The sequence below is a fragment of the Streptomyces sp. NPDC001852 genome (assembly GCF_042891825.1).
Lineage (GTDB): Bacteria > Actinomycetota > Actinomycetes > Streptomycetales > Streptomycetaceae > Streptomyces.
The window spans coordinates 279,457-291,142 of the sequence record NZ_JBIATN010000013.1; the positions used below are offsets into that span (position 1 = coordinate 279,457).

General features: G+C 69.4%; 13 protein-coding genes and 1 pseudogene. 5 read left to right on the top strand and 9 right to left on the bottom strand.

The features are described 5' to 3' along the window. Positions 1 to 20: 20 nt before the first annotated feature. On the bottom strand, positions 21 to 464 hold the full coding sequence (locus tag ACFYZB_RS23975) for a VOC family protein (RefSeq protein ID WP_388762046.1): 444 nt from the start codon (positions 462 to 464) through the stop codon (positions 21 to 23). 308 nt (positions 465 to 772) lie between these two features. Then, the gene (locus ACFYZB_RS23980) at positions 773 to 934 is read right to left on the bottom strand and encodes a hypothetical protein (RefSeq protein ID WP_388762049.1); all 162 of its coding nucleotides are present in this window, start codon (positions 932 to 934) and stop codon (positions 773 to 775) included. Between the two features lie 32 nt (positions 935 to 966). Here ACFYZB_RS23980 and ACFYZB_RS23985 point away from each other — a divergent pair, with 32 nt between their 5' ends. Next, positions 967 to 1,287 carry a muconolactone Delta-isomerase family protein gene (locus ACFYZB_RS23985; protein ID WP_388762052.1) on the top strand — a complete coding sequence of 107 codons (321 nt, stop codon included), beginning with the start codon at positions 967 to 969 and terminating at the stop codon, positions 1,285 to 1,287. A gap of 66 nt (positions 1,288 to 1,353) precedes the next feature. Here the strand turns inward: ACFYZB_RS23985 and ACFYZB_RS23990 are convergent. Beyond that, positions 1,354 to 1,554: pseudogene (locus tag ACFYZB_RS23990) on the bottom strand (TetR/AcrR family transcriptional regulator); the annotation flags it as partial. A gap of 413 nt (positions 1,555 to 1,967) precedes the next feature. On the opposite strand from ACFYZB_RS23990, the gene ACFYZB_RS23995 reads away from it, so the two are divergent. Next, the gene (locus tag ACFYZB_RS23995; protein WP_388762055.1) at positions 1,968 to 3,020 is read left to right on the top strand and encodes an alpha/beta fold hydrolase; all 1,053 of its coding nucleotides are present in this window, start codon (positions 1,968 to 1,970) and stop codon (positions 3,018 to 3,020) included. A gap of 149 nt (positions 3,021 to 3,169) precedes the next feature. Here ACFYZB_RS23995 and ACFYZB_RS24000 read toward each other — a convergent pair whose 3' ends face one another. From ACFYZB_RS24000 to ACFYZB_RS24010, 3 genes are all read right to left on the bottom strand, one after another. Further along, a complete protein-coding gene (locus ACFYZB_RS24000) occupies positions 3,170 to 4,141 on the bottom strand; it encodes an MIP/aquaporin family protein (protein ID WP_388762058.1) in 972 nt (323 codons plus the stop codon). 10 nt (positions 4,142 to 4,151) lie between these two features. Further along, positions 4,152 to 4,997, bottom strand: coding sequence for an enoyl-CoA hydratase/isomerase family protein (locus tag ACFYZB_RS24005; protein WP_388762061.1), 846 nt, complete (start codon positions 4,995 to 4,997; stop codon positions 4,152 to 4,154). 356 nt (positions 4,998 to 5,353) lie between these two features. Next, the gene (locus tag ACFYZB_RS24010) at positions 5,354 to 6,613 is read right to left on the bottom strand and encodes a SpoIIE family protein phosphatase (RefSeq protein WP_388762064.1); all 1,260 of its coding nucleotides are present in this window, start codon (positions 6,611 to 6,613) and stop codon (positions 5,354 to 5,356) included. A gap of 228 nt (positions 6,614 to 6,841) precedes the next feature. On the opposite strand from ACFYZB_RS24010, the gene ACFYZB_RS24015 reads away from it, so the two are divergent. Further along, the gene (locus ACFYZB_RS24015) at positions 6,842 to 7,483 is read left to right on the top strand and encodes a carbonic anhydrase (RefSeq protein WP_388762067.1); all 642 of its coding nucleotides are present in this window, start codon (positions 6,842 to 6,844) and stop codon (positions 7,481 to 7,483) included. Positions 7,484 to 7,574: 91 nt separating this feature from the next. Next, positions 7,575 to 7,889 (top strand): transposase, encoded by a 315-nt coding sequence (locus ACFYZB_RS24020; RefSeq protein WP_388762092.1) that lies wholly within the window; start codon positions 7,575 to 7,577, stop codon positions 7,887 to 7,889. Here the strand turns inward: ACFYZB_RS24020 and ACFYZB_RS24025 are convergent. Genes ACFYZB_RS24025 through ACFYZB_RS24035 form a run of 3 tightly spaced genes read right to left on the bottom strand, consistent with a single transcriptional unit; the run spans position 7,789 to position 10,557 of the window. Next, on the bottom strand, positions 7,789 to 9,216 hold the full coding sequence (locus ACFYZB_RS24025; RefSeq protein ID WP_388762070.1) for a DHA2 family efflux MFS transporter permease subunit: 1,428 nt from the start codon (positions 9,214 to 9,216) through the stop codon (positions 7,789 to 7,791). The two genes, ACFYZB_RS24020 and ACFYZB_RS24025, sit on opposite strands and share 101 nt — an antisense overlap. A 14-nt stretch (positions 9,217 to 9,230) precedes the next feature. After that, positions 9,231 to 10,049 (bottom strand): alpha/beta fold hydrolase, encoded by an 819-nt coding sequence (locus tag ACFYZB_RS24030; RefSeq protein WP_388762072.1) that lies wholly within the window; start codon positions 10,047 to 10,049, stop codon positions 9,231 to 9,233. Between the two features lie 49 nt (positions 10,050 to 10,098). Continuing rightward, complete coding sequence (locus ACFYZB_RS24035; protein WP_388762074.1) at positions 10,099 to 10,557, bottom strand: cupin domain-containing protein; 459 nt, start codon at positions 10,555 to 10,557, stop codon at positions 10,099 to 10,101. A gap of 137 nt (positions 10,558 to 10,694) precedes the next feature. Here ACFYZB_RS24035 and ACFYZB_RS24040 point away from each other — a divergent pair, with 137 nt between their 5' ends. Continuing rightward, positions 10,695 to 11,309 (top strand): TetR/AcrR family transcriptional regulator, encoded by a 615-nt coding sequence (locus ACFYZB_RS24040; protein ID WP_388762077.1) that lies wholly within the window; start codon positions 10,695 to 10,697, stop codon positions 11,307 to 11,309. Positions 11,310 to 11,686: the final 377 nt, after the last annotated feature.

The window sequence follows — 11,686 nt, forward strand, 5'->3', positions numbered from 1 at the left end:
CGGCCAGGGGCAAGGCGGCATCACCGGCCTGGAAGCCGCTCGGTGATTTCCTGCAGCATCCAGCCGTTACCGTCAGGGTCCGTGAACGAGGCGAACGACGCGTAACTGCGCCGCTCGGGATCCGGACCGGGCACCCGGTCCTTGCTGCCTGCGTGGTGGAACACTCCACCCGAGTCGTGGAAGGTCTCGCTTACCTCAACCCCGTTGCGCGCCAGCGCCGCTCGTGCGGCCTCGATGTCCGAGACCACGAGATAGAGGCCCGCGGCGGATCCCGGCATGGCCGAGCTGACCCCGTTGCCGAAGATCACCGAGCAGGGGGATCCCGGCGGTGTCAGCTGCACCACCCGGAAGCCGTCACCGGCCACGAAGTCGGCATCCAGCCGCCAACCCAGCGACTTGTAGAAGCCCTTCGACCGGTCGACGTCGGAGACCGGGATCACTACGACTTCGAGTTTCATGTCCATGGAGGAGCCCTCCTGCCCTTCTGGCAGTTGTGCCCGTCGCCCGTCGCCACGACTCCCGCGCCGGCACGCAGTGGGTGCGCCTGCGAAACACCTGGGGAGGATCGTCTGAAGTGCTGCCGCAGTGTTGTGGAAGCCCTGCCATGGGGTGGACAAGAGGCTGCGCGTGCTCAACGGGGCCCGAGACAACCGCGGGTCGGCCGCCACAGGCACGCCGGTTTTCGCACTGGGTCGGCGGAGACGGCGCGCCGAAGAGCTTCCTCCACGATACTGCTCCGCCACAGCGGCGCCACTCTTGGCTCACGGCACCGTCAGGTGTACCCCGCCACGGTGGTCAGCGGTCGGGACGGCAGGTCGATCCCCGTGCATTCCCAGCCGTGTGCGGGCAGCCGGCTGGCTCCGTCGAGCGCGTGCTCGACCTCGATGCGCCATTCGGTGAAGTGCGCACAGCTGCCGCAGTGGGCAGGAACCACGAGGGGCACACCCGACTCGTCCCCCCCAGAGCATGCGCGGAGGCGCGACCGCTCGGCTTCCCGCCGGTACCACCAGGTGCACGGCCGGGTTTCCCGCACTGGACGCCGCGCGGCTGGAGGATGTCCTCGCTTCCATGCCGCTGCGCGTCTGGAGCAGCGACGAGGTCGCGCCCCTGGCGCAGCACCCGAATGACCCGGGACCGGCCTCGACCGGCGCGTGGGGCGCCGCCAAGGAGTTCCTGGTCGCCTTCGCCCCGGCCGCGTACGAGGGCGCCGCCTCCCAGGCGCCGGCGGACGCCACCGCGATTCGCTGCCTTTGGCACCGTGGCACTCCATGGAGACGACGCCGCTGAGCGAACATCCGAATGACCCGGGGCGGGGCTGGTCAGGGGCTGACGGTCGTCGTGTCCCTTCGGTGTGCGGAAGGCAGCGACAGGCACTTCTCCACGGCTTGGAGGTGCTGGGGCTTCGGCGACGACCTTCTCGACCATCTCCACCTGAGCGTCGAAGATCTGCTGCAGGCGCTCGCGGATGGGTTCGGTCTGGTTGCTCAGCTCCAGGGTGAGGTTGCCGACCATGTGCCCGGAGACGGTCCCACAGCTGTGCTGACCCGCACGGAGGCAGCTCCCCTTGGGCACACCGGCGACCATGTTCAACACCCACCAGTCGATCACATGGCGCAGCCGTGATGTGCGAGGACCGATGTGCGAGGGACGTCACCGTGCTCCACACTGACGAAATCGGCCTGTACATGGCCAATGGCTTCGCCGACGTCACCTTCTGCGACCGGAAGGCTGGGAGGCTCGGGCGCACCTCGCGCTCGTTCTCAAGCGCACCCGCGACGGGGTGGATCCGCCAATACCACGTCTCCAGGGTCGGCACCGACCCCTGACCTGTATCGACTGAGAGTCTGCGCCACTCACACGCGAGGAAACCGGTCGTGGCGCCCGGCCCAGCTGACAGACGAACCTGACCATGACCGCGCTCCGGGGGGGGGAGGGCACCCTCGACATGTCAACACAGGATGGTTCTCATGATCAACAGGCGGGCCTTCGGCAAAACGATCGGAGCAGGAGCCGCAGGGACAGCGGCTGCGTCGCTGGCAGGCCGGCTCGGCGCCTCACCCGCCTCGGCGGCTACTGCTCCCGGAGGGAATGCCTCGACGGCCGGCCGAGCGAAGGGGCTCACCTCGTTCCCGTCGTTGAAGCAGGTCAGGGCCGGCGAGTTGAGCATCGGGTACGCCGAGGCCGGCCCGAGCCGCGGCCCGGTGGTCATCCTGCTGCACGGGTGGCCGTACGACATCCACAGCTACGTCGACGTCGCACCGCTGCTGGCCGCCGAGGGCTACCGTGTCATCGTCCCCTACCTGCGTGGCTACGGCACCACTACGTTCCTGTCGAAGAGGACCTTCCGCAACGGCCAGCAAGCCGTGGTCGCGCTGGACATCATCGCCCTGATGGACGCGCTGCGGATCGAGAAGGCGCTGCTCGGCGGCTTCGACTGGGGCGCGCGGACGGCCGACATCATCGCGGCACTGTGGCCGAAACGGTGCAAGGCCCTGGTCTCGGTGACCGGATACCTCATCACCAACCGGGAGAAGAACAAGCAGCCGCTGCCCCCGGCGGCCGAGTGGGCGTGGTGGTACCAGTACTACTTCGCCACGGAGCGGGGTGTGTTGGGCCTGACTGAGCACCGACACGACTTCGCCCAACTGATCTGGCACAACGTCTCCCCGACCTGGCACTTCGACGACGCCACCTTCAACCGCACCGCTGCGGCCTTCAACAATCCGGACTACGTCAGCATCGTGATCCACAACTACCGCTGGCGATTGGGCCTCGCGGCGGGCGACCCACGCTACGACGGCATCGAGGCCAAGCTCGCTACCGGCCCGGCCATCCATGTGCCCACGATCACCGTCGACGGCGCGTTGGATCCGTTCACCCCGGCGGGCGACGGGGCCGCGTACCGCGCCAAATTCACCGGCCCGTACGCCCACCGCACGCTCAAGCGCATAGGGCACAACGTGCCGCAAGAGGCACCGGAGGCGTTCGCCCAGGCGGTCCTGGACGCCGACCGCCTCTGATGTCTGAGAGACGCCGGGCAGGACGCTCGCCACCATGGACTTCGAGGACCTCGCGGGCAGCACCCACGACGACCCGGAGAGGGTGCTCCGCCCGTCGTGAGGCCCCGCAGAGGCCATCGCTTCGATGATCTGATCCCCGCCGTCGGACCCTACTGAGGTTGCGAACCGGCGGTCACCGCGTTCTGCGCACTCGTCACAGGACGGGTGCAGCCGACCTCCGGGGGCATGGCCACCTGGGTCCGCAGGTGCAGGACGTCACCGATGAGGAGGTCGTACACCAGCACCCCGATCACGCCGCCGACGAGGGGTGCGACCAGGGGAACCCAGAAGTAGCCGCTGAAGGAACCGGGCAGCGTGCCCGGCAGCGCGAGGTGTCCCCAGCCCATGGCCCAGGCGAACACGCGCGGGCCGAGGTCACGCGCGGGATTGATGGCGTAGCCGGCGTTCGCGCCGTACGACAGGCCGATGGCGGCGACTGCGAAGCCGATCACCAGCGGCCCGAGGAAGACCCGTACCGTCGGATTGCGCAGGTCGATGACCGCCATCACGAACATGATCATGAAGGCCGCGCCGACGATCTGATCCACCACCGGCCCCCAGAAACCACCGTGGAAGTAGGGCGCGGGGAACGTACTGAAGATGGAAAAAGTGGCCAGGGTGTGCCCATTCGTCTTCGGTCCCCTCGTCGCATGGTCCAGCGCATTGATCGCGTCGTGGTAGACCGCGTACACCAGCGCTGCCCCGGCGAACGCTCCGACCAGTTGCGCGGCGACGTACGGCATGACTTTGAGCCAGGGGAACCGCCGCCGTACCGCGAAGGCGAGAGTGACCGCGGGATTCAAGTGCGCGCCGCTGACACCGCCGGCAACGTAAATGCCGAAGGTGACGGCCAGGCCCCAGCCGAGCACGGGCATGACCCAGTCGCCGACCGTCACGAAACTCATCGTGGCTCCCGCGGTACGGCCCGAACCCGGCAGGGCCGCGACCGCCATGGCAGCCACCCCGCAGCCGAAGGAGATGAGAACGAACATGCCGAGGAATTCCGCCAGACATTCGCCGAGCAGCCCGGCGCGACGCCTGAACCGGGAAGGGCGCACCAAGGGAGAGATTTCAACAGCCATGGAGGATGGCCTACTTCTTCTCGGGGCCAGGGCGGTACTGGAACCGCGTTACCCAGTGCGGGAGTTCGCGTTCGACATCGCTCCGCTGCTGAAGTCCCGCATCGAAAAGTTGCTTTGCGACGTGCTGTTGCGCCGGACGGTTCGCCGCGGCCCAGAAGGCGTCCATCTGCTCTTTGAACTCCGCGTCCGGTCGCAGTGTGGCGAGGTTGACGAAGTGTTTGATGTCCTTGATCGTCTGCAGGTCGAAGGAGGCGATGCGAGACGCCAACTCATCGACAAATTCGTCGAGTTCGGCGTCCGGGAAGGATCGGTTCACGTATCCGTACTGCTCGGCGCGTGCGCCGTCCATGTCAAGGCCACCGTAGAGGATCTCGAACGTCCGGCCCCGCCCGACGAGTCCGGGCAGGCGGGTTGCGGGTCCGCCACCTGCAATGGCGCTCATGCCGATCTCGAACTGACCGATGACGGCTTTCTCGCGGCTGGCGAATCGCATGTCGGTGGCTAGCAGGAATTCGCTGCCGGCGCCCCGTGCGATACCCCTGACGGAGGAAATAGTCGCGAGGGGGAGCTTGGTGAGCCTGGTCAGAAGCGCCGTAAAGGGGTGGACCTCCTCCGGGTGGGCGAGAACATGATCCAGTTCGCCCTTCGCGGACAGGTCGTAATGAGCCAGGTAGAACTCGGGGTCGGCGCTGTCGAAGACGATGACCGCCACGCCTTCGTTCTCGGCGCGTGTGAATAGTTCATCAAGTTCGTTGCTGAACGTCCCGTCGACGAGATTGACCGGGGGGTTATTGAACGTCACTCGCCAGAAGGTGGGTGAATGCTCGGTCAGGGCGAACCGTGTCGGAGGGTTCATGGATCGGAAGCTAACGTGTCACCGTGGGCCGGCACATCAGGCTCGCCATCCACGGGGTGACGAATCGCTCGGGTGCCGCGCGCTGGAAATGCACGGACACTTGGACGATGTGAGGCGAGAGATCGGACGGCTGGGCCGCCGTTCCATGGTCCGGGACGCGGAACAAATCCTGTACTGGAGTAACGCTGGAGGACGGCACGATCCCTTCAACCCGGAACCTCTGGCTTCGCGCAAACCGGCCGATAGCTGGAACACCTGCCGAGACCCGTCAGGCGCCGCACTCGCTCCCATCGGCGGCTACGGCGCGGAGGAGGCCGAAAAGGGCGGCACGCTCACCGGCGACGGCATCGGCCCGATCAGTACGGTCGAGTTGTTCGGTCCAGGCGGACGACGACCATGGCGATGTCGTCGTCTGCGCCGCTGGCGAGGCCGAGGCGGGCGAGGAGGGCGTCGGCGAGGTGTTCCGCGCCGAATTCGGTGCAGGTGGCGAGTGCGGACGTCAGTCGGGTCAGGCCGGCGTCGATGTCCTCACCGCGGCGTTCGATCAGACCGTCGGTGTAGAGGATGAGGGTGTCGCCGGGAGCGTAGGTCAGGTTGGCCTGAGGACGGGGGACGTGTTCGAGGCGGGCGCCCAGCGGTGGGTCGGTGGCCTGGTCGAGCAGCTCGCAGGAACCGTCCGGGTGCAGCAAGACGGGCGGGGGGTGGCCGGCGCTGCTGTAGATGAGCAGGTGGCTGTGGCAGTCGACGAGGACCTGGACGGCGGTGGCGGCCAGTGCACCCTCGACCGAGCGGGCGTAGAGCCCCAGGACCTCAAGTGCCTGGGCGGGGCCGTGGACGGTGCGGGTGGCGGCGCTCAGAGCGCTGCGGAGCCTGCCCATGACGGTGGCGGCCATCAGGCCGTGGCCGACCACGTCGCCGACGGCGACGGTGAAACGGTCCGCGGGCAGGTCCACCGCGTCGTACCAGTCGCCGCACACGTTCAGTGATCCCGTCGCGGGCAGGTAGCGCACGGCGATGTTCGGGTGCCAGGCCAGGTCGGGGGAGTGGAGCATGGCTTCTTGCAGGGCGACGGCGACGCGCCGTTCACGGGCGTGGGCCTGCCGCAGCTCCTCGTTCAGCTGCTGCAGTTGCCGAGCCCGGGCGTAGAGCTCGGCTTCCATGGCCGCTTCGCGGCCGGGGCGGACCGCGGGCTGTTGCGCGGTGCGGTGGGCGTGGACGACGTCGGTCATGTCCTCGGACCGGTGGATGATCCAGGCGACGTTGCCGTCCGGGCCCAGGACGGGCACGTTGATCGCGGTCCACCACCGCTCCTTGAACACCTCGGGGTTGCCGGGGACCGGGATGTCGTACTTCTGCAACGCCATGTGATCGGTCTGGCCGGAGGACAGGACGCGGTGCAGTGAGGCTTTCAGCGTGTCCACCCCGTCGGCCTCCGGGTCGGCGGGGTTGTCCGGGAAGGCGTCGAAGAGGTACTGCCCGAGCAGCTCGGTCCGGCTTTGTCCGGTCACCTCGCAGAAGGCCGGGTTGGCGTCAGCGATCACCAGGTCCGTGCCGAGCACCAGGCACGGGCTCGGAAGGGCGGCGAACACCCCTGTGTAGTCGATCTTCCGTGTCACACGCATTTCCTGCCAGTCGCTCGCTCCTCAATCTACGGAAGGTCCAGCTCCCGCGCCCGCCGAGCTCGCTCGTGGGCGGCCGGTGACAGCTGCGCAGCGCATTGAGGAGGCGGATCGAGGGGGACATCGCCCGGCGTCTGGGCGTGCCCGACACCACGGAACTGCAAAAAGGCCGTCGGCCGTGGACCCGGACGCGCGTGTCTGCCGGGCCGGCCGTAACCTGCGGCCATGACAGAGATCCAGGCCGCATCCCCACGTGAAGCCTTCGAGCTGCTGCTGACCGGCAACCAGCGGTTCGTCGCGGGTGCCCCGGCGCACCCGAACCAGGATGCCACCCGCCGCACGGAGGTCGCTCCGTCTCAGCGCCCGTTCGCGGTGCTGTTCGGGTGCTCCGACTCCCGCCTGGCCGCCGAGATCATCTTCGATCGCGGTCTGGGCGATCTCTTCGTGGTGCGCACCGCCGGCCACGTCATGGGCCCGGAAGTGATCGGCAGCATCGAGTACGGCGTCGACGTGCTGGACTGCCCCCTGGTCGTGGTCCTCGGCCATGACTCGTGCGGGGCGGTCGGCGCGGCGTGCGCCGCGCTGGAGGACGGCATCGCACCGGCCGGCTACATCCGGGACGTCGTCGAGCGCGTCACTCCCAGCGTGCTGGCGGCCAGGGCCGCCGGACGCGTGAGCGCCGAAGAGATCCTCGCGGAACACATAGGGCACACCGTCGACCTGCTGCTGGACCGCTCCCGCCTCCTGGCCGAGCGGGTCGCCGCCGGGCAAGCCGCGGTGGTGGGCCTGTGCTACAGCCTGGCCGACGGGACCGCACGCCTCGTCGCGGCCCGTGGCCTGGACCTGCCCGTCGCCTCGGCTCTGTAAGGATCAGAGGGAGGGTCCTGCGGATTTGCGGCTGTCCGGGGATCGGGGCACCGGTGGGGAGGCACGGTACCCGTGCCGCGTGATCGGACATGTGGTCTGCGGGGGTGGGGATGGCGCCGGCCGCCGCCAGCGCCTCGCCGGCCACCGCCATCGTCGGCGGAACCAATCCCACCGCGCTCGCCGAGGGCGCCGCCCGCGACCACAGGGAGTCAGCCCCATCGAGTACTCCTCGGGCGGCCGGAGCACGCGCCGGCTCAACCACGACGGCGACCGCCCGGCCAACGCCGCCCTGCACCGCATCGTGTTCACCCGGCTGCGCCACGACCCGCGCGCCCAGGCGTACTACGAACGCAAAACCCGTCATGGGCGGCGACGCGTTCGGCGGTGGCCCGGCGGCCGGAGGTGACGGTGCCCAGTACCAGGACGGCCGCCCCGCACCCGGCGATGATCCACCAGGCCGTGGGCCGCGCGCCGGCGGCGACCGCGGCGCCGATCACCGCGATGCCGAGCGAGGATCCGATCTGACGGCTGGTCGCGGCGACCGCGGCGGCGACCCCGGCCTGGGCGCTCGGCATGCCGGACACGGCCGTGTAGGTGATCGGCGCGTTGACGAAGCCGAAGCCGAGACCGAACAGCGCGTACGTGACGTACAGCAGGATGTCCGAGGGGTGGGCGGATCGGGTGACGGCGACGCCCAGTACGCCGCTGGCGACGATGCCGGCCCCCGCGAGCACCAGGGGAATCCGCGGACCGCGGCTGCCCACGATCCGCCCGGACAGCGGCGGGCACACCAGGGACAGCACCGCCATGGGCAGCAGGTGCAGCCCGGTGCCCAGGGCACTCAGCCCCACCACCCGTTGCAGGTAGAGGGTGTTGGTGAACAGAAAGCCGCTGAGCGCGCCGAAGGCGAGGACCGCTGTCGCGGTGGCCCCGCTGAAAGGTGCGCTGCGGAAGAGCCGCGGCTCGATCAGCGGTTCGGCGCGCCGGTTCTCGTACGGTACGAAGGCGGCCAGCGCGCCCGCCGCCACCATCAGGCAGGCCACGATCGGCGGCGCGGTCCAGCCCTCGCCGGGCGCCTCGATGATGGCGTACGTCAGGGTGCCGAGCAGGACGATCAGCAACAACTGGCCCACGGGGTCGGCGCGTCGGGCCGTCGGCGCGCGGGACTCCGGGACGAACAGCGCGGTGAGGGCCAGCGCGGCCACCCCGGTCGGCACGTTCAGCCAGAACACCGACCGCCATCCGGCCGACTCCACCAGTACGCCACCCAGAACCGGCCCGGCCGCCATGCTCAGGCCGACCACTGCGCCCCAGACACCGATGGCCCGTGCCCGCTCCCGTGGCGCGGTGAAGGTGTTGACGAGGATCGCCATGGCGACGGGGGTGAGCATGCTGCCGCCCACCGCCTGCACCGTACGGAAGGCGACGAGCCAGCTCGTCGTGGGCGCCAGACTGCACAGGGCCGACCCACCGGTGAACAGCACGAGACCGAGTTGGAAGACGCGCCGCCGTCCCACGCGGTCGGCGGTGGCACCGGCCAGGGGCAGCAGCGAGGCCAGGACGATGGTGTACGCGTCGAGCGTCCACTGCAGGCCGGAGACGGACGAGTGCAGGGACCGCTGCATCGAGGGGAGCGCGACGTTGAGGATGGTGACGTCGAGGCTGACCAGCAGCACGCTCAGGCAGCAGACGGCCAGGACGGAGGCGCGCCGGCCCCGTACGGGATTGGGCACGAGGGCTCCCGCGTTCAGTCGGTGGGCCGATGGGTGGCGTGGGCTGCGGCGAAGTCCCAGACCACGGGCAGGAGTTGCCCGGGAGTCTCGATCTGGGGCATGTGACCGGTGCGGGGGAGGAGTTCGAACCCGGCGCCGGGGATGGCAGCGGCGTACGCACGTCCGTACTCGGTGTCGACGACCTGGTCGCTCTCGCCCCACGCGACGAGGACCGGAGACGTGACCTTGGCCAGGCGCTCGCGCAGGGTGGGGTCGGCCATGGCGTGCGGGCCCGAATAGACCTGCAGCGCGGCCCGGTTGGCGGCCGCGGCGGCGCGCTGCTCTTCGGAGAACGTGCTGGGGTCGATGCGGAACCGCTCGACGTCGTGGAAGGAGAGAGCGGACAGTTCGGCGGGCGTCAGGGTGAAGGGGTCGGCGACCGGGTGGCCGGGGACGTGGATGCCGGCGGCGTTGACGAGGACGACGCCGCTGATCCGGGCACTGCCGAGCAGGGCGATTTCGGCGGCGATCCAGCCGCCTATGGAGTTGCCGACGACGGTGACGTCCTCCAGGCCGAGTTCGTCCAGCAGTCGTACGTAGACCTGGGCGAGGGTGGGCACGTCGTTGAGCCAGTCGGGCCGGGCGGTGCCACTGAAGCCGGGGTGGACCGGGGTGATGACCCGCGCCGGCCGCTGTTCGGCGAGGAGCGCGGCGAATCCCGTGACGGTCTGCGGACCGCCGCCGCCGTGCAGGAGCAGGAAGGGGTGACCCTTGCCCCGCTCGTCGACGGTGAGGTTCAGGCCGACGTCTCCGGAGTCGAGGGTGAGGGTGATTGTGCGGGCGGTGCTGGTCATGGACGTCTCCAAGTCGGTTTCCGGCGCTGGGGGTTACGGGTGCGGGCCGTCACGCGTAGTCGGTCGCCGGCACGGTGGCGTACCGGCTCATCACCTGGACGGTCGCCTGCGGGGTCAGCTCCCCGCCGGTGGCGATCATGTCCCGCAGGTCGCGGAAGTACTGCACGTACAGGTCGGGCGTGAAGGTGTTGAGCATCACCGCCGGCTCGTCGCCGAGGTTGGCGAAGGTGTGCGGGGCACCGGGCGGGATCATCGCGAGGGTGCCGGCCGGGGCGACGTGGGTCGTCTCCCCGACGGTGAAGTGCACGGTGCCGGAGAGCACGTAGAAGCCCTCGTCGTGCTGGGCGTGGCGGTGCTGCGGGGGTCCTGCGGTGTGCGGGGCGAGGGTGATCTCGCCGATGCCGAGACGGTGCCCGGTGGTGCTGCCGTCCTCGAGGATGCGGATCTGTGTCGGTCCCAGACGGATCGTCTCACCGTCGTCCGGGCCGACCACGGAAACCTCGGTCATCGCCATCTCCTTCGTGAGAGCCGACTCTCACGAAGGAGGTTAGAGGGTTGAGTCGCGTCGTGCAAGTGGACTCTCATGATGAGAGTGGCCGGTGATAACATGAGGACGGATGGACGGGCACGGAAGGGGACGTACGGGTGGCGACCACGCAGACGGACACCGGCCGCAGCAATCAGAAGAAGCGCACGCGCACGGCGATCGTCGAAGCCGCCCGTGAACTCATCGGCACGGGCGGCGAGGTGACCATGCCCGCGATCGCGCGCGCGGCCCTGGTCTCCGAGGCCACCGCCTACCGTTACTTCCCCGACCTCCCCTCGCTGATCAGCGAGGCGCTGGCCGGCGCCTGGCCGCCCCCCGTCGAGGCGCTCGCGCCGGTCGCGGACTCCACCGATGCCGTGGAACGGGTCGCCTTCGCCTGCGAGTTCCTGTTGCGCGGCATACTCCTGCGGCAGGGAGCCGTGCGCGCCATGATCGCGGCCACCATCACCCGCCCCGAGGCGGCGGCCGCCAGGCCGGGTATCCGGTTCGGGTTGATCGACCTCGCGCTCCTGCCCCTGGAGGAGACACTGGGGGTGACGGATCCGGAAGCCCTCGCCCAGCTCAAGCGGGACCTCGCCGTGGTCGTCAGCGCAGAAGCCCTCTTCTCCCTCACCGACCTGTGCGGCCTCGGCCCCGACGACGCCATCGCCAGCGCGGTGCACACGGCGACCGCACTGACCGAAGCCGCTCAGCGGGGGATCGCGCGAGGCTGAGCCGAGCGCGGAGGCCTTCGAAGCGTTCCACGGCCACCCGGAGCCCCGTGAGCCGGCGTCGTGGCCGGCCAGGGTAGTGAAAACGCGTCACCCATCGGTGCGCGCACTGGCGCGACACTCCCAGCTCCTTGGCCACGTGTGCCACCGGACGCAGATCGTGCACGACAGGGCGCACCAGAAGACATCTGCCGTGAAAGTTGACATCCTCCCGGCCCTGAAGGACCGGGATTCCTTTGTCAGGTGGTTTGGCCGGTCGCCCGGCTGCCGGGTTCCTGCTTCACAGACTGGCCAGTGCCGAGGTCTCCACAGGCTGACACGGGCTGCCCGCCCGCGTGTCGGATGTTCTTGGCCGCGTTGACGTCGGCGTGATCGACGTT